General features: G+C 51.8%; 15 protein-coding genes and 2 tRNA genes. 10 read left to right on the top strand and 7 right to left on the bottom strand.

Translation table 11 applies throughout. The annotated features are described in order from the left end of the window. Positions 1–11: 11 nt before the first annotated feature. The 5 genes from ACO6UY_RS08820 to ACO6UY_RS08800 form a co-directional block, all read right to left on the bottom strand. Positions 12–3374, bottom strand: coding sequence for a type I restriction endonuclease subunit R (locus tag ACO6UY_RS08820; protein WP_422489671.1), 3363 nt, complete (start codon positions 3372–3374; stop codon positions 12–14). A 2-nt stretch (positions 3375–3376) separates the two neighbouring features. Beyond that, a complete protein-coding gene (locus ACO6UY_RS08815; RefSeq protein ID WP_422489669.1) occupies positions 3377–4624 on the bottom strand; it encodes a restriction endonuclease subunit S in 1248 nt (415 codons plus the stop codon). Continuing rightward, positions 4618–6246: an N-6 DNA methylase gene (locus ACO6UY_RS08810; protein ID WP_422489667.1), complete on the bottom strand. Its 1629-nt coding sequence runs from the start codon at positions 6244–6246 to the stop codon at positions 4618–4620. Before ACO6UY_RS08810 ends, ACO6UY_RS08815 begins: the two co-directional genes overlap by 7 nt. 220 nt (positions 6247–6466) lie before the next feature. Then, positions 6467–6557 (bottom strand) — tRNA-Ser (locus ACO6UY_RS08805). 47 nt (positions 6558–6604) lie between these two features. Next, positions 6605–6695, bottom strand: a tRNA-Ser gene (locus tag ACO6UY_RS08800). A 384-nt stretch (positions 6696–7079) separates the two neighbouring features. On the opposite strand from ACO6UY_RS08800, the gene ACO6UY_RS08795 reads away from it, so the two are divergent. From ACO6UY_RS08795 to ACO6UY_RS08750, 10 genes are all read left to right on the top strand, one after another. Continuing rightward, complete coding sequence (locus tag ACO6UY_RS08795; protein WP_209201278.1) at positions 7080–7751, top strand: Bax inhibitor-1/YccA family protein; 672 nt, start codon at positions 7080–7082, stop codon at positions 7749–7751. An 88-nt stretch (positions 7752–7839) separates the two neighbouring features. Beyond that, positions 7840–8232, top strand: a complete 393-nt coding sequence (tusD, locus tag ACO6UY_RS08790) for a sulfurtransferase complex subunit TusD (RefSeq protein WP_422489665.1) — start codon at positions 7840–7842, stop codon at positions 8230–8232. 1 nt (position 8233) lies between these two features. Beyond that, positions 8234–8593, top strand: coding sequence for a sulfurtransferase complex subunit TusC (gene tusC, locus ACO6UY_RS08785; RefSeq protein ID WP_422448194.1), 360 nt, complete (start codon positions 8234–8236; stop codon positions 8591–8593). Next, positions 8593–8874 (top strand): sulfurtransferase complex subunit TusB, encoded by a 282-nt coding sequence (tusB, locus tag ACO6UY_RS08780; RefSeq protein ID WP_422459812.1) that lies wholly within the window; start codon positions 8593–8595, stop codon positions 8872–8874. The genes tusC and tusB overlap by 1 nt, the downstream gene beginning before the upstream one ends. A gap of 439 nt (positions 8875–9313) precedes the next feature. Next, on the top strand, positions 9314–11404 hold the full coding sequence (locus ACO6UY_RS08775) for a S9 family peptidase (protein WP_422489663.1): 2091 nt from the start codon (positions 9314–9316) through the stop codon (positions 11402–11404). Between the two features lie 270 nt (positions 11405–11674). Further along, positions 11675–12430, top strand: coding sequence for a hypothetical protein (locus ACO6UY_RS08770; protein WP_422489661.1), 756 nt, complete (start codon positions 11675–11677; stop codon positions 12428–12430). 245 nt (positions 12431–12675) lie between these two features. Further along, complete coding sequence (locus tag ACO6UY_RS08765) at positions 12676–13602, top strand: SPFH domain-containing protein (protein WP_422448186.1); 927 nt, start codon at positions 12676–12678, stop codon at positions 13600–13602. Then, positions 13602–14051: an NfeD family protein gene (locus tag ACO6UY_RS08760; protein ID WP_422489659.1), complete on the top strand. Its 450-nt coding sequence runs from the start codon at positions 13602–13604 to the stop codon at positions 14049–14051. Before ACO6UY_RS08765 ends, ACO6UY_RS08760 begins: the two co-directional genes overlap by 1 nt. A 204-nt stretch (positions 14052–14255) precedes the next feature. Beyond that, positions 14256–15404 (top strand): Na/Pi symporter, encoded by a 1149-nt coding sequence (locus ACO6UY_RS08755; protein WP_422489658.1) that lies wholly within the window; start codon positions 14256–14258, stop codon positions 15402–15404. A gap of 7 nt (positions 15405–15411) precedes the next feature. Then, the gene (locus tag ACO6UY_RS08750) at positions 15412–15684 is read left to right on the top strand and encodes a hypothetical protein (RefSeq protein WP_422459805.1); all 273 of its coding nucleotides are present in this window, start codon (positions 15412–15414) and stop codon (positions 15682–15684) included. Between the two features lie 174 nt (positions 15685–15858). Here ACO6UY_RS08750 and ACO6UY_RS08745 read toward each other — a convergent pair whose 3' ends face one another. Then, a complete protein-coding gene (locus tag ACO6UY_RS08745) occupies positions 15859–16173 on the bottom strand; it encodes an AzlD domain-containing protein (RefSeq protein WP_422459803.1) in 315 nt (104 codons plus the stop codon). After that, positions 16173–16898 (bottom strand): AzlC family ABC transporter permease, encoded by a 726-nt coding sequence (locus ACO6UY_RS08740; RefSeq protein WP_422459801.1) that lies wholly within the window; start codon positions 16896–16898, stop codon positions 16173–16175. The genes ACO6UY_RS08745 and ACO6UY_RS08740 overlap by 1 nt, the downstream gene beginning before the upstream one ends. Positions 16899–17040 lie beyond the last annotated feature (142 nt).

Raw genomic sequence — 17040 nt, 5'->3', positions numbered from 1 at the left:
TGGGCGTCCTGTCAGTTGTTCAGCAATATATGTAGCAGTTCGGTGGCGTGCTGACGAGCCACGGTCATATCCCAACCGGCCAGGGTTCGCAGCTGTTTGCGAATACAGGTTTGCAGTGGTTTGTGAATCTCCGTTTTCTCCTGCCATACCGGGCTGGCGATGGTCTGGCTGATTTCCTGATCGGCAAACAGCGCTTGTGTCCACACGGCAGCGGTTTCACCATCGTCGTTCAGTTGGCTGCGCAGATAGTCAAAAACCGCCACCTTGGCCGGGGTATTGAACCCGGCCTGCTGACCGCCCGCTGCTTTCTCCCGCACCTGCTGGCAGAACAGCTCCAGTTGCAGCAAAAACGCAGCCTGCTCAATGCGGTTGGCTTTTTCGTCCGCCAGCAGTTGCTCCAGTGCCTCCTGCAATTTTCCGAAGAAGCCGGGGTTCTTGCGCATGCCCACGGCAATGGTGTGCTTAAGCTGGTTCTTCATCACCAGCGCCTGACTGCCTGCGGCCTTGAGCTTGCGCAGGCGCTCCATATCACCGGCATCCAGAATGGAGACTTCTCGCCCGATCAGGCTGCGAACCTCATCGGTGGCGATGTAATCATCCAGCAGTTGTTGCAGCAGGGCCGACTCCAGTTGGCTCAGTGGCTGCTGGTAAGCGTCATCGGGCAGGCTTTGGCGCACCGCATCCTTGATCGCTGCCAGCACCTGAAAGAACGGTTTGTAGCGGGCACCCCGTTGATCGGGGAGTACGGTATCGAGGCGGGCATTAAACGCCTTGAAAGCTGCAAGAAAATCATCCACCACATCCAGTCGTACGTCCGGGTCAAGGTATTGCTCCGCATCACGCTTGAAGGGTTCTGGCTCCTGGATCGGATCATGCTTTTTCGGCAACAGGTCCAGCACCTTTTGCAGCGCTGCTTCGAGCTTTGGCAGCTCGCTGTTGATATCGGTCCAGATTTGCTCCGGTTGCACGTCGCCGCTGTAGATTTTCAGGGCATCGTCCAGATACTCGACGACGCCGTAATAGTCGACAATGTACCCGGCATTCTTGCCTTTACGGGTGCGGTTCACCCGGGCGATGGCCTGTAGCAGGGTGTGCTCTTTGAGGGGTTTGTCCAGGTACAGGGTGCTGACAATGGGCGCATCCCAGCCGGTCAGCAGCATATCGGAGACGATCAGCAGGCCAATATTGCAAAACCGGATGCCCTGGCCATCGGGCGCATTGCTGTCATTCTGGCTTTCATCGCCGTAGGGTTTCTTGAACAGGTTGTTGACCAGCGCGGGAATCTCATCGCTGGGTACCGCCACCGGCACCTGACCGGCATTGCGCTCTGCCTTGATGCGCTCCTCGATGGTTTGCAGCGATTTTTTATCCAGTTGGTATTGGCCAGCGGCTTCCTGCACCTGATCGGCACCGGTGCGGCTCTCGGTGATATTGCCCAGGGAGATCACCACCCGACTCTCGAAGGTCTCCTCGCCATTGGCGGCCCGTTGCGCCATAAGCCGGTCGAGGGTGTCTTTATAACGCACCGCCATCTCCCGGCCGTTGCACACCAGCAAGCCCTTGAACCCCCGGGCTTTTACCGACGACAGAAAATGATCAACCAGATGCCGGGTATTGGCCTCGATACGATCACTTGCCGTGCGTCGTTTCTTCAGCAGCGCCTGTTTGAGTTTCGCCTGGCGACCTTCGTCCTCCTGCCCGAAGGTATCGGTAAAGGCGCTATCGAGTTGGGCATCGGTGGTCAGCTCGGTCATGCCCTCCTGGTATTTGATGGGCAGGGTGGCACCATCGGCCACGGCTTCGTCCAGACGGTAGGTGTCGATATAGTCCCCGGCACCGAACTCCCGCAGGGTGTCTTTGTCGTGTTTGGCAATGGGGGTGCCGGTAAAGGCGATAAACTTGGCATTGGGCAGGCTGGCCCGCATAAACGCCGCCAGAAAGCCGTACTGACTGCGGTGCGCTTCATCCACCAATACATAAAAGTTGGGCTTGGTGGAGAGCACCAGAAAATCGACCTTTTCCCGGCTGATCTCCTGCCAGAGCGGTGGCAGTGGTGTTCCGGTGTCGTCCAGTCGGCCGAAGTGAGTGTTGCTGTCCTCACAGATAAAATAGTTGCCACCGTCTTCTACCCGGCGGATACGGGTTTTGTGGTCGGCACTGTCTTCTTCCGGGTCGTGCCGGGCGGCTTTGATGGGTTTGCCATCGTGCTCCTGAAACTTCTGCACGGTGCTGGTGAAAATGCTGCCGTAGTCGTTGCCCAGCATCTGCTGTAACCCCGCCACCGACGGTGCCTTGAGCGGGTGCAGGCCGATATTGGTGAAGGTGTTGAAAATCTGCCGGTCCAGGTCGGTGCGGTCGGTTAACACCAGAATGCTGGGGTTATTCAGGCCAACACTTTCAGCCCGCAGGTAGCGGGCCAGATAAGCCATGGTCAGGGACTTGCCGCTGCCCTGGGTGTGCCAGACCACACCGCCAGTACCAGCACTACCAATCACTCCGTTGCTATCAGCCTTGGTGAGCCGTGCCAGCGTCTTGCGTACCGCCCGCCACTGCTGGTAACGGGGCAGCTTTTTAATGGTGCGACCGTCTTCCACTTCAAACAGCACAAACTGGCAGACCAGCTCCACAAAGCGGGTCGGCTCAAACAGCGCCCACAGCAGGCGGTCCTGTTCGCTGGGTTCAGTGCCAATTCGTTGTCGTACAACCGCTTCTTCGGCATCGTCCAGCCGGTAGCGAAAGTAGAAGGCTTCTGGCGTGTAGATGGCACCGTAACGGGCCTGACCACGGTTAATGGCCACACAAACCTGGTTAAAGACAAAGTGGCGCGGGTGGCTGTTCTGGTAGGCGAGCAGCTGGTTAATGCCTTTGCTCAGTTTGATATGGCTGGCCTTGCACTCGATCATCGCCAGGGGCAGACCGTTGATAAACAGCAGCAGGTCCGGCCGGAACTCATCGCCCTCGCTGTTGCTGCCAATGTACTGATCCACTACATGGAAGCGGTTGGCGGCGGGGTTGCCCTGATCGATAAAGCGGACGCTGTGGGCACGGCCACGGGCATCCTTGATCTGGATATTGCTGCCATGAATGACCGACGCCCAGGCGTTCTGGTTCGCTTCCAGCAGGTTCTCCTGCCAGAATTTGCGTAGCTCCCGCAGGATGGTGGCGGTGGGGCTGTTGCCGTTCTCTTTTTGCAGCGCCGCCAGCCACGGGTTGAGGCGCAACAACTGTTCAGCCAGCACATCCTCCAGAATGGGTGCCATATGACGGTGCGCCTGCTGGCGGCCCACCTCGGCACCGCTGAGATGGGTGTAACCGAGTTTGACCAGCCAGGCGATGGCGGGTTTTTCCACGCCTTCCAGTTCCGGGTTATCCATGGTTAGTTGTCCTGCGGGTCGGGCTGTACGCGGATTTGGCCGGTCAGGAGCTTTTGCATCAGGCCTTTTTTTAGTTGTTGGGTTTGGGCTTTTTGGGTTTGCAGGTGTTCCAGTTTGCGGTCAACGGTTGAGAGGATGCAGGCGATTTCTTTCTGCTCTGTGATAGACGGAATAATACACAATTGTTTTGATTGCTCCGTTATACCCAGATAAGCACGTGTTGATTGTGCAGCAAGCACCTTTAGTTTTTGTTGAAAATTCGGACTTTGAAAATATGCATGTAAATATTCTGGCAGTAATGATTGCTCTTCACGCACTCTGTAGTAAGTCACCTGAGGAGTTAACATAATTTCACCGTGATCCTTATCTACCAGTGCTGTTAGGCCAATGGTTCCCTTGTGAGTGAGAAGAATGTCTCTGGCTTTTGAAAAACCAATGCGTAGTCCTAAATATTGCTCTCTACTGATTTTTGCAGCTTTGTTGGTATCCAGTTTATTCTGTTTCGATATACAGTTTGCCATGATGAAGGGTATTCCTTCGCTTACAAAGTCAGTCGATACAGGATGTTTTTCGCCATGATTACCGTCTTGAATTGAATCAATGACTCCATCCTGTTTGAGCTTTGCAAATGAGGTCGCAATCCATGCCATCGGCACCCGCCCCAACTCCGTTTCCTGAAACTCGGTATGCGGCTGCCATCGGCCATCAGCATCCTGGGTGCCGACACCCTGGGTAAACAGCTTCTGCATCAACCCCTTTTTCAGGCTTTGGGTGGTTGTGATCTGCTGGTCGATCAGGGCTAGCTTGCTATCGACGGACGACAGGATGCGGGCGATTTTTTTCTGTTCGGGTAGTGGGGGAAATGCGACTCTTACTTTGTGAACATCGTTGCGGTTCAGTGTGGGAACACTAGTGCCCGTGCCATACTTTTCCAGCTCTAAAGCTCTCAAAAAGTAAGACACGTATAATGCATCATTCCCTTTAAAATCTTTGACATAAAGAGCGGTGTTTAGAGGCCAATAATTGCCGTTAACAAAATAAACCTTGCCAATGGTACCTGATCGACCTGTAACTACCCCTGGGCCTTGGACCATGTATTCGCTGTGGTAGTCGAGTAGACCATTGGATGCGATGATGGGATATGCACCGTTTTCACGCTGAGAAACTGGTAGATCATAACCCCGTTTTAGCTCCAGAAAATCAAAAACGTCACCCGATATCCATTTACCGGAAGTAGCTTTATTCAGCATACGACCTCCATATCAGTAGTTGACGCCAATAGCCCCAGCTCTTTCAAATACCCATCCAACTCAGCATCCACTTCTGCCAACTGCCCACTGATAACTGCCAACTGACCAAGCACCCCAGCAATATCCACCGCCACCTCCGCCACCGAAGTATCGATATACCGAGCAATATTCAAGTTGTAATCATTCCCAGCAATCTCACCCATCGGCACCAAACGACAATATTTCTCCTCCTCCACACCATTATGAAAAGCCGCACTATGCGCCTCATCAATACGGTCAATATCCTGCACCCGCAAACTGTTCTGGTTCTTGCCCTCGGCAAACTCACCGCTGGCATCAATAAAGATCACCTTGTCCTTAAGGTTGGCGGGCTTCTGTTTATTGATAACCAACACACAGGCAGGAATACCGGTGTTATAGAACAGCGCCTCCGGCAGGCCGATCACCGTCTCAATACGGTCACCGGGCTGCTCGCTGGTGCCTTTCAGCAAGCCCTGGCGAATCTTGCCCTCCTCACCGCCACGGAACAGCACGCCGTGGGGCAGTACCACCGCCATACGACCATCGTCTTTCAGACTGGCCAGCATGTGCTGGACAAAGGCCAGGTCGGCATAGCCACGGGGCGGGATGCCGTAACCGAAGCGTCCGTAACGGTCGTAGACCTCTTTCTTGTAGTTGGGGGCCACCTCTTTCTCTTTGCCGTCTTTGCCCACTTTGGTTTTCAGGTTGACTTCCAGCGGCGTCCACCACTGTTTGGCGGAAAACGGCGGGTTGGCAATCACCCGGTCGAATACACGCACACTGTCCTGTTCCAGGTGCAGCGGCTCCACCAGGGTATTACCCCGGCGCAGGTCGGCATTCATATTGTGCAGGTAGAGGTTCAGCTTGCCGATGGCCCAGGTGCCCAGATTGCGCTCCTGGCCATAGAGCGCCACATTCGGCCGCCCCATGATCTGGCCGCCGGGCAGTTCGGCCACATGGTGGGCGCTCTCCACCAACATACCGCCACTGCCAAAGGTGGGGTCGTACACCGTGTCGCCGGGCTGCGGGTCCAGCAGGCGTACCAGCAGCTGCACCACCGGCTTCGGGGTATAGAACTCGCCGCCTTTTTTGCCGGCGTCGTCGGCAAACTGCTTGATCAGGTATTCGTAGGCATCGCCCAGCATATCGGCCTTGTACAGGTGCAGGTTGCCCAGGTTGTAGCGGTTGAAATGGCGCAGCAGGCGGGCCAGCAAATCATCGCCCAGCTTGGCTTTGTCGCCAAACTGAATGGCGGTGAGCACACCTTCCAGGTAGCTGTTGCGGGCTTCAATATCACCAAAGGCTTCGTCGATCACCTCGCCGATATTTTCGGTGCGCTCAATAATGTAATCCCAGCGGGCATCCGGCGGCACAAAGTAGTCACCTTCTTCCTCTTCAATCGCCATGGCCTCTGAACGGGTGCAGTCTTCATCGTCCATGATGGCGGCGACACGCTCCTCAAATACATCGTTCAGCCGCTTGAGGAAGATCAGGCCGAAGATGTAGTTCTTGAAGTCGGAGCTGTCGATGGAGCCGCGCATGATATTGGCGGACTCCCAGAGCCAGGATTCCAGGGTTTCGAGGGTGAGTTTTTGCGACATAAAGGGTAACCGGTGGCGGGGCGGGCAAGCGGGGGGGTTGTTAACCTGGTGCTTCTGTCGGCCCATTAGTAGTAAATGGTCGTTAGGTTACCGTAAAGGGGGTTTCAGTGGTATAGGGGGGGTAAAACATATAGCGAGATAGGGTGGTGTACAGTGATGGGGGGTGAAGAGGTCTTGCAATTCAGAAGGTTATGACTGATAAAGCCGGGGAATTAAGAAGTGGCGGAGGGACAGGGATTCGAACCCTGGGAAGGCTATTAACCTTCGCTGGTTTTCAAGACCAGTGCTTTCAACCGCTCAGCCATCCCTCCAAGGATGATTTTTCTGTCACGAAGAATGAAAGAAAAGAGTGCTGATATGGCGGAGGGACAGGGATTCGAACCCTGGGAGGGCTATTAACCCTCGCCGGTTTTCAAGACCGGTGCTTTCAACCGCTCAGCCATCCCTCCGCGACGAGAGGAATAGTACCTGAAATCAGAATTCTGTCAACGCCTTGATAAACGGTAATCTTTTTCTATGCTCCCAGCTCAGGAAATTTGAAAAATAGTAGATAGCATCTAGTACATGTAGTACATGGTTTCAATGAGTTTGACGGGTTGTCGTGCCTCCGCACTCCGTTCGTCCTGAGCTTGTCGAAGGGCGGAAACTCCGGACTCTGATAGATCGTGCCAAGCACCCTTCGACTCCGCTCAGGGTGAACGGAGGTTGTACACGTCAAACTCATTGAAACCATGTACTAGGAGGCAAAATGTCAGGAATTGTTAAAACTATAGCCCCAGTAAATTGGTCTGATATAATGACTGGTATTACATCTATATAGAGGAATGACAAAGATGGATCGCAAACCCGTAATGACCGCTGCTTCTACCAGCCTGGGTGCAGGCGTTGAAATCAACAAGGTTCTGCGCAATACCTATATGCTGCTGGGTATGACTCTGCTATTCAGTGCTGTCACCGCCGGCGTTGCCATGGCTCTGCAGATCAGCCAGATGACGGCACTGGTTCTCTCTCTGGTCGGTTTTGGCCTGCTGTTCGTGGTTAACAAGACCGCTGATTCTGCCAAGGGTATTGTCGCTGTTTTTGCCTTTACCGGTGTGCTGGGTGCTGCCCTGGGGCCAATGCTTAACCATTACCTGGGTATGGCCAATGGTCCATCCCTGATCATGCAGGCCCTGGGTGGAACTGCCGTGGTGTTCTTTGCCCTCTCTGGCTATGTTTTGACCACGCGCAAAGATTTTTCCTTTATGGGTGGCTTCCTGATGGTTGGCCTGATTGTCGCTGTGGTCGCCAGTATTGCCCTGATCTTCTTTAATATCCCTGCTGCCAGCATGGCGCTGTCTGCCCTGATTGTACTGCTGATGTCCGGTTTTATCCTGTTTGACACCAGCCGTATTATCCACGGTGGTGAGACTAACTATATCCGTGCCACTGTCTCCCTTTACCTGGATATTTATAACCTGTTCACTGCGCTGCTCCACCTGCTGGGTGCCAGTAGTGACGACTGATGTTTGATTTTGCTTTTAGCGGGCCCCGCCATTTGGTGGGGCTTTTTTTGTTTGGCTATTTTTTTCCTGTTAACGCAAGGTTATTGTTATGAAGTTTGCACTGGCCGTGTATGGCGCTCCGGCCAACAGTCAGGCACCACAAAATGCATTGCACTTTGCCCGGGCGGTGGTGGCCGGGGGGCATGAAATTGTCCGGTTGTTTTTTTATCAGGATGGGGTGAATACGGCGACCGCCATTGCCCAGCCACCCCAGGATGAGTCCAACCTACCTGAAGAGTGGCAGCAGTTTATCCAGGCGCATAATCTGGATGCCGTGGTTTGTATTGCGGCGGCATTAAGGCGGGGTATTGTGGATCAGTCAGAATCTGACCGTTATGATCTGCCTGGTCATAATCTCCGCAAGGGGTATGAGCTTTCCGGTCTGGGGCAGTTGCTTGATGGCGCACTGATGGCCGATCGCCTGATCACCTTTGGAGCCTGAGATGAGTCATTCTGTGTGTGTTATTTCCAGCCGGGCTCCTTACAGTGGACAGTCGGCCCGTGAGGCGCTTGATACGGCACTGGTATCCGCTTCTTATGATATTGAGACCAGCCTTTTACTGATGGGCGATGGGGTCTATCAGTTATTGCAAGGGCAGGAGGCCGGTGACATTCCCCGTAAGAATCTTGCTGCCATGCTTCAGGTGCTGCCTCTGTATGGCATAGATACCATTTATGTGGATCAGCAGTCTCTGGAGGAACGGGGTATCAGTCCTGATGCGCTTCAGGCAGGGGTGGCAGTGCTTGCCGGGGGCGAGTTGTCTCTGTTTATCCAACAGCATTCCAGGGTGTTTAATTTCTGATGAGTACGCTGCATACCGTTAATAAGCCTGGTCAGGCGATGGCTCTCTGTGTTCGTGCTGTTGTCAGCGGCGATTCTGTGTTGTTGATTGAAGACGCTGTTTATGAACTGCTGTCACCGGCAAGCCCGTTGAATGCTCTGCCGGATGGCTGCGCTGTTTATGTGCTGGATATTGATGCAAAGGCCCGCGGGGTGGTGGTGTCTGCGCCGTTTGAAGTCATCAACTATGATCGCTTTGTTTCATTATGTATTGATAATGAGAAAGTGTTGTCGTGGTTTTGAATGATATTATCCAATCATATATTCTATGCTTTCTTCCTAATCTCTCTATCTCTGTATATCGCCGTTAACTGGTGGACGGCTTCAATGTAATTGATGGACCTCTTCCATTGACATCCAAACTCCGTTCACCCTGAGCGTCCTCCGGCTCCGCTCAGGATGCACGGACGAAAGGCATTCAACAATACCCTTAATAAAGACTGTGCCAATCACCCTTCGACTCTGCTCAGGGTGAACGGAGATTGTACGCTTCAAACTCATCTGCTCTTGAAAGGAGATTGTACGTATCAAACTCATTTGCTCTTGAAAGGAGATTGTACGCATCAAACTCATTTGCTCTTAACTGTTGAGTTTTTTCCTCATAGGCCGTGGTATGCTGGCAAACCGTTTATTGTGTTTACTGACACTGGCTTTGACATTATCTGCCTCTGAGGAGATCCCTTTGAAAGCACCGGTCGCTCAAAAAATTCCACACTCCATTATTCAGCACGACCAGACCCGTATCGATGAGTACCACTGGTTGCGGGATGAGCACTGGCAGAAGATTGTGGCAGGCGATCTGGATTTTAAAAACCCGGAGGTGCTGGCCTATCTTAACGCTGAAAGTGATTATAAAGATGCCCAAATGAAAGACAGCAAGGTCGTTCAGGAGCAGCTTTATCAGGAAATTCTGTCCCGGATAAAAGAAGACTATCAGTCCTGGCCGGTTAAAAAGGGAGATTTTCTCTATTATTACCGTGAAGAGAAGGGGAAGAACTATCCTATTCTCTGTCGTCGCCATGGCTCGATGGATCTGCCTGAAGTGGTTTATATGGACGTTAACCAGGAGGCAGATGGCAAGGACCTCTATATGTTTGGCCCGTCCATCACCAACCGGGCAAATACTTTTCTTGCTTATGGTTATAATCTCACCGGCTCCATGGAGCGAAGCATTCGGGTTCGGAATCTGGCGAGTGGGCAGGACAGTGAGTGGATCTACCATAACAGTACCGGCTCCATACTCTGGATAGATGATGAGCACCTTCTGGTGGTGGAGCGTGATGAGCAGGCCCGTGGTAAACATGTCTATAAAATCAATATCCATCAGGGACCGGAAAAGAAAGCGCTGGTGTTCTCCAAACCTGATGAGTTTGACGGGATGTTTCTTTCGCTGGCAGAAACCACAGACCGTGAATACGTTATGGTGTATCTCAACAGTGGCTCCAGTCAGGTGGTTTATGTTTCTCCCCGCGCGGCGATCGATTTCCGTCTGTTTGCCCATGGCACTGATGATGTGGTGTTCAGCCTTGATCACTATCTTGATGGCGACAGTGATGACTTCTATATTCTCACCAATCTTCATGGTGCCAATAACTTCCAGCTGTATAAGACATCGGTAAACCAGTGGCAGCAGAAGCATTGGCATCTGATTCAGGCGGAAAGCAACACGCTCAGCCTCACCGATATTCATTTCTACAATCATTACCTGATTATTGAGCAGAAAAATAACGACAAAGCGCTGGATGAGCTGGTGGTACAGGATATGGTATCCGGTACCCGGCAGAGGGTATCCATGCCTGACGAAGCCTATGAACTGGATTTTTCCGGTGACTGGGATCATAACGCTACAACCGTCCGGCTGGATTACTCCTCACCGGTTATGCCCAGTACCGTTCTTGAGTTGGATCTGAAGACCGTGCAAACCACAGCGGTCTATACCCGGGAAACACCCAGCTTTGACCCGGAAAAATATGAGGTCAGGCGGGAGTATGCCACCGCCCGGGACGGTGAGCGTATTCCGGTCACCATTATTCATAACAAAGGTCTGGTAAAGGATGGCTCCCATCGTGCCCTGGTTTACGGTTACGGTTCCTACGGTTATGGCATGACCGCTGGTTTTTCATCCAGGCTCTTCAGCCTGGTGGATCGTGGGTTCGTTTATGCAACGGCTCATATTCGTGGCGGAGATGAAAAGGGCTATCAGTGGTATCTCAATGGCAAAATGCGTCATAAGATGAATACCTTCAATGACTTTATTGATGCTACGGAGTATCTGGTCAAACAGGGTTATACCGATAAAGGGCAGATTGCCATTAATGGTGGCAGTGCCGGTGGCTTGTTAATGGGAGCGGTTGCCAACCTGCGTCCGGATCTGTTTGGTTGCGTGGTGGCCGATGTGCCTTTTGTTGATGTTATTAACACCATCAGTGATGCATCCTTGCCATTGACACCACCGGAATGGGAAGAGTGGGGCAACCCGGTCACCAGTGCTGACGACTTTGATTACATTATGCAGTACTCGCCTTATGACAATGTGCAGGCCAGGGATTATCCTCCGATGTTGTTTAACTCCGGGATATCCGATGAGCAGGTCACCTACTGGGAACCGGCCAAGATGGTGGCACGCTTAAGGGCGCTGAAAACCGACGATAACCTGCTGCTACTGAACATGAATATGCACGCAGGCCATGCGGGTGCCAGCAAGCGTTATGAATGGATTGATGAAGAAGCGTTTAACTATGCCTTTATCCTCAAGTGTTTTGGCATGAAGTAGCCTTGATCGACGGATGTATTATGTGAATCTGTCATCGTTCCCGGACAGCCTCCCGGTCTTGAGAACAAAGATTAATTGGCCAGCAAGGTAAAAAATGCACTAACTATATAGTTGCTGGCCTTTTGATCAACAAGTTGTATTCGGTGGGTGATATTCATGCCCGAACAGGCTTTTAACCCACTACTGAATAAATATTAGACAGAGTATTTCAGGGATGAACTTTTATAAGAAAGAATGGTCTTAAGGTAAATTCAACAATTCTGTAATTCAATGGAAAGACCTGCTACCTTTGCTCAATTAAATGCAGCTTCTGATCATTTATCCTGTTTGCAGGGTACTCCTTTTTCCAAATCTCATGCATCAGGTGCGGCCTTCTCCCGGGACATCATAGAAGCTGCTGTTATTCTATGTGCTATGCGTACTGCTGAAACTGCTAAAAAGTGCCTTCAGCAATCGACGGTGCCTTTTCATAATCCAGTTGATGCTACCCGGCTGGAAAAAAGGTCGATAGCCAGCGTTGATAATATTAATAAAGAAGATCAACTATTTTACTTACCAGTCAGAATCGAATCGTTAAATAATGATCATGCCCACACAGATATTCCTGAAAATCAGTGTTTTCTGATTCAGCCTCCGACAGATACAGATCAATCAACCCCGCAAATCTCATCCGTTGTCAACAACAACCAGAATGACCCCGAATACGCTGAGCTCGAAAAGGAACGTCGAAGGACGCGCCGAAGGGCGCGCTACCAGAATGATCCCGTTTACGCAGCGCGCGAAAGGGAGCGCCTGAGGATACTTAGCAAAGATCCTGCATTCACCAGGCGCAAAAGGGAGCGCATAAAGGAACGCGAAAGGGAGCGCTGTCAGAATGACCCCGATGGCGTCGAGCGAAAAAAGGCACGCCAGAGGGCTCGCCGAAGGGAACGCTACCAGAATGATCCCGCTTTCGCAGCGCGGGAAAGGGCGCGCATAAGGGGGCACCAGAATCGCAGAATGACTTCGCTTACGCAGAGCGCATAAGGGAGCGCATAGGGGGGGCAACGAAGGGAGCGTTAAAAGAAGTTTTGCAACAATACATACAATATAAAAACCGCGACTTTTAACGCATAGGTCAAAAATATGATGATAAACTCTTTTTCAGGCCTGATTGCCACCGGCTATTCCAATTTTTTTGAGACTAAGGTGCAGTCATGCCTTATGAGATGTCATAAGTCGGACTTCGTGTGAGAATAAATAAAGTCTGTAAACAGGAGCCTCCTATGGGTATGGAAATCACAGCAATTGTGTTTGTTGTCCTTATTGCTGTTCTTATATCAACCGGTGTACGAATTGTCCCCCAGGGGTATAACTACACCGTCGAGCGATTTGGCAAATACACCAGTACGTTAACGCCCGGGCTGCATGTGATTGTGCCGGTGATTGATACGGTTGGTAAAAAAATGAACATGATGGAGCAGGTTCTGGACATCCCGCCCCAGGAGGTGATCAGTGCCGATAACGCTCAGGTGACCACGGATGCAGTCTGTTTCTACCTGGTCCAGGATGCGGTCAAAGCCTCCTATGAGGTGAACGATCTTGATCGTGCCATGAAAAACCTGGTGATGACCAATATCCGGGCGGTATTAGGGTCCATGGAACTGGATGAAATGCTGTCCAACCGGGATCGAATTAATGAACGCCTGCTGATCAAAGTGGATGAAGCCACCGATCCCTGGGGCTTGAAGGTGACCCGTATTGAGTTGCGTGATATTGCCCCGCCTGCGGACCTGGTGGAAGCCATGGCCAGGCAGATGAAGGCTGAGCGGGATAAACGCGCCCAGATCCTTGAGGCGGAAGGTGCCCGCGAAGCGGCCATTAAAGTAGCCGAGGGTGAAAAGCAGGCGCAGATCCTTAAGGCGGAAGGTGAGCTTGAAGCCGCCAGGCGGGAAGCGGAAGCCCGGGAACGTCTGGCAGAAGCCGAGGCGGTGGCAACCTCTATGGTGTCCAAGGCTATTGCGGAAGGTGATCATCGGGCAATTAACTATTTTGTTGCCCAGAAATATGTAGAAGCTCTGAAAGACGTTGCGTCTGCGGAGAATAATAAAGTGATCATGATGCCCCTGGAGGCTGGTAGTCTGATTGGCTCAATCGCCGGTATTAAGGAGCTGGTGGGAGAGGCCACTCTTAAAAAGGGAAGTGAGAAGGAGGCCTGATGACTATTGCTATTACCCTGGAACCCTGGCATTGGTTGATTCTGCTCTTTATGCTTCTGGGCGCAGAGGCGCTGGGCGCGGGTGGTTTCCTGCTGGGCAGCGCCGCTGCTGCTGCGGTTGTCGCTTTGTGGCTCTGGCTGGTGCCTGATACGAGCTGGCCCATTCAGCTGGTGATGTTTGGAACCGGCAGTTTGTTGTTCTCACTGGCATACTGGAAGCTGTTCCGCAAAGTGAACAACAAGAGCGACAGCCCTGAATTAAATAATCGGGCATCGCAGTTAATAGGCCGGACCATTGTACTTGAGCATGACTTGCCAGCCGGGCAGAGTAAACTTGCCATTGGTGATACACTCTGGAAGGTGGAATCGGACAGATCTGTCGCTAAAGGGAGCAAAGTCTCGGTAACGGGCAACCAGGGGATGATGTTACTGGTCAGAGAGCTGGTCTGATTATTTGACACCGGAATGTTGGAGTAACCGACACTGGCTTTCTTATTTCAATTCTCTCCGGGACAGGCTTGAGACTCCTTTACAGTTTCTTTATGCTTGTCCCCCTTCAATGGAACAATCGTTTTTTCGGTAATCCAGTTTGATGCCGTGACATCCAGTGTTATTTCTGGATAGTCGAGTTTATTCACCTTGCAGGATGTTCAAATGCAACCCAGTTATACAGCCGAGTCGACGCAATCGAAAAGTCAGGTTGTTCAGTGGCTATTTGTTGCGCTGATGATCTACCTATTGCTGGTCGCTGTCGGGATGATAGGTTCTGGCTTTAAGTGGGCTTCTGGTGGTGCTGATGGTGCCCGACAGTTATTTGCTTTTGCCACCAACCCGGTGATGGGGCTGGTGGCAGGTGCACTGGCAACCGCGGTTGTTCAGTCATCCAGTACCGTGACCTCGGTGATTGTTGGCCTTGTTGCCGGAGGTCTTCCGGTTGCCACCGCCATCCCGATGATTATGGGGGCCAATATTGGTACCACTGTGACCAATACGCTGGTCAGTATGGGCCACATCGGTAAGAAAAAAGAGTTTCGTCGTGCGTTTTCTGCGGCTACCGTTCATGACTTTTTCAATCTGATGGCGGTTATTATTTTTCTACCGCTGGAGATCATGACAGGGTTCCTGTCAAAGTCGTCTGATTTTCTGGCCGGACTGCTGGTTGGCGGCGACTCTGTCAGCATCAAAGGTTTGAACTTTGTCAAAGTGCTTACAGGGCCTTCTGTAGACCTGTTCAAGGGGCTCTATGGCTCTTTGCCGGACCTGTGGGCGGGTGTCTGTCTGGCGTTGACGGGGTTGGCCTTTATTTTTATTTCCATTATCTATCTTGGCAAACTGCTTAAGCATCTGATGGTGGGTAAAGCCAAGCAGATTATGCACAAAGCCGTTGGGCAGGGACCTGCTACGGGTATTTTCTCCGGCATGATGATGACCATTGCCGTTCAATCATCCTCAACCTGTACCAGTCTGATCGTACCTCTTGCCGGGAATGGCATCTTCAAGCTCAAGGAGATATATCCATTTACCCTGGGATCCAATATCGGCACTACGGTCACAGCCTTGCTGGCGGCGACAGCAGTCCAGGGAGCCATGGGATTCTTTGCCCTGCAGATAGCAGTTGTCCATCTGTTGTTTAATGTGTCAGCCGTACTGTTGATTTACAATCTTCCATTCCTTCGTAATATACCACCAAGGCTTGCCCGTCGTTTTGCCCTGGTGGCCAGCCGGAATAAATGGATGGTGCTGGCCTATGTGGTGGGTGTCTTTTTCATTTTACCTGCTATCCTGATCGCGATAACTGCCTGAGGAGGACATGATGACAACACTCAAGGAATACAAGGCACACAGGAAGGAGTTGAAAGCCCAAATCAAAGAGGTCAAGGCAACCCTGAAACGCCTTGAGCAAGAGCTGGAGGCTGAGCGGCAGGATATGCAGCATGAAGAAGTCGATCATCTTGATGAGTACCTGGACAAGGCAGAGCCACACCTGGTGGATGTTAAAAAGCTGGGTGTTTCGGCCATTGAAGACTTTAAAAAGTCAGTATCTAACCTGATGAGTTCGATTACAGGCTCCGGTAAAAAGTAGCGGGGCATACCAATAGCCGTGAAAATAAAGCCAGTGATTATTTGCTGGCTTTACTTTTGACCTGATCAATAACCCCTGCCAAAGTAATTTATACATAAGTGTTCCCCCGAAAAAGTCCCATCCCTGAAGGAGAATTCCTGAGCGGGAAGTAGACAGACCGAAGGCTTCCCGTATTTACAGCACATGTCTTAGCAGCAGAAATGAAAGCATACCCAGGATGACGGTCAGTAATGTGTTCCTGGTCATCAGGGCAAGAAATACTACGATAATGCCGGCAATCAGATAATGGTTGCCCATGGACAGGCTGAGCTGATCCTCACGAATAAAGACAATCGGTGCCGCAATGGCGGTCAGCACGGCGGGTGCGGAAAAACTCAATGCCTGCTGAACCGTGTCACTGAGTTTGAGGGGGAGCCATGGCTCCATCAGGAGGAAGCGGCTGCCAAAAACCAGGGCCGCTACGATGAACAGAATAACCCAGGTATCCATTAGCTTTCTCCTCTGTCAGTGGCTTTGGCACAGGCAAAACCAGCCACCATGGCCAGGGGGGCTGAGATCAGCAGGCCGGCCTCAATCTGCATTACCTGACAAATGACCGATGTTACCAGCGCAGTGAGGACACAAACCAGTACCGGGGCATTTTTGATGCTCGGGATAACAAGGGCGAGGAATGTGGCAGCAATGGCGAAATCCAATCCGAGGGCATCAAGATTTTCAAAGCTTGCGCCAGCGATGATGCCGCCAAGGGTGGCAAGATTCCAGCCAAGATAAAAGCATAATCCTCCTCCCAGTGCGTACCAGCGGTCAAAGCGTTTCAGCTGACCGGGGTTGGCAATGGCGAACAGTTCATCGGTTAACAGGAAGCCCAGGGCGAGACGCCATTTGAGCGGCAGCGGGCTGATGTTCTTCCGCATCACCATGGAGTAAAGGAAGTGGCGGGAGGTAATAAGCAGGGCTGAAATCAGAATGCTGCCCAAACCCACTCCGGCCTGGATCATGCCCATAATGGCCAGCTGAACGGCACCGGCGAAAATAATGCCTGACAGTGCCTGGCTCTGAACCGGGTCAAAGCCCGACTCAATAGCCAGCGATCCGGTCAGGATACCCCAGGGCAGGACCGCGACAGTCAGCGGAATAATGGCTGCGGCACCCTTGAAAAAAGCCCTGACTTTTTCATCGTTGCTCGAGTGGTGAACAATTTCAGCCTGAGACATACAACACACTTCCTTAACAATTCATCCTCATAACTGAAGATTCTGGAATCTTACAATCTTGAACAGTTTAGACATTCGGCAAGAAGAATAGTTTGTGATGGTTGTAAAAAAGTCCATTCAAGGGGCGGAATCACAGTAACCA

The sequence above is a fragment of the Endozoicomonas sp. ALE010 genome (assembly GCF_049310165.1).
Classification (GTDB): domain Bacteria; phylum Pseudomonadota; class Gammaproteobacteria; order Pseudomonadales; family Endozoicomonadaceae; genus Endozoicomonas.
This window is presented reverse-complemented; position numbering and strand designations above follow the sequence as displayed.

Coding starts and splice junctions, on each gene's coding strand:
- ACO6UY_RS08820 (WP_422489671.1), bottom strand. CDS start 3,374: ATGGATAACCCGGAACTGGAAGGCGTGGAAAAACCCGCCATCGCCTGG.
- ACO6UY_RS08815 (WP_422489669.1), bottom strand. CDS start 4,624: ATGCTGAATAAAGCTACTTCCGGTAAATGGATATCGGGTGACGTTTTT.
- ACO6UY_RS08810 (WP_422489667.1), bottom strand. CDS start 6,246: ATGTCGCAAAAACTCACCCTCGAAACCCTGGAATCCTGGCTCTGGGAG.
- ACO6UY_RS08795 (WP_209201278.1), top strand. CDS start 7,080: ATGGATCGCAAACCCGTAATGACCGCTGCTTCTACCAGCCTGGGTGCA.
- tusD (WP_422489665.1), top strand. CDS start 7,840: ATGAAGTTTGCACTGGCCGTGTATGGCGCTCCGGCCAACAGTCAGGCA.
- tusC (WP_422448194.1), top strand. CDS start 8,234: ATGAGTCATTCTGTGTGTGTTATTTCCAGCCGGGCTCCTTACAGTGGA.
- tusB (WP_422459812.1), top strand. CDS start 8,593: ATGAGTACGCTGCATACCGTTAATAAGCCTGGTCAGGCGATGGCTCTC.
- ACO6UY_RS08770 (WP_422489661.1), top strand. CDS start 11,675: ATGGAAAGACCTGCTACCTTTGCTCAATTAAATGCAGCTTCTGATCAT.
- ACO6UY_RS08765 (WP_422448186.1), top strand. CDS start 12,676: ATGGAAATCACAGCAATTGTGTTTGTTGTCCTTATTGCTGTTCTTATA.
- ACO6UY_RS08760 (WP_422489659.1), top strand. CDS start 13,602: ATGACTATTGCTATTACCCTGGAACCCTGGCATTGGTTGATTCTGCTC.
- ACO6UY_RS08755 (WP_422489658.1), top strand. CDS start 14,256: ATGCAACCCAGTTATACAGCCGAGTCGACGCAATCGAAAAGTCAGGTT.
- ACO6UY_RS08750 (WP_422459805.1), top strand. CDS start 15,412: ATGATGACAACACTCAAGGAATACAAGGCACACAGGAAGGAGTTGAAA.
- ACO6UY_RS08745 (WP_422459803.1), bottom strand. CDS start 16,173: ATGGATACCTGGGTTATTCTGTTCATCGTAGCGGCCCTGGTTTTTGGC.
- ACO6UY_RS08740 (WP_422459801.1), bottom strand. CDS start 16,898: ATGTCTCAGGCTGAAATTGTTCACCACTCGAGCAACGATGAAAAAGTC.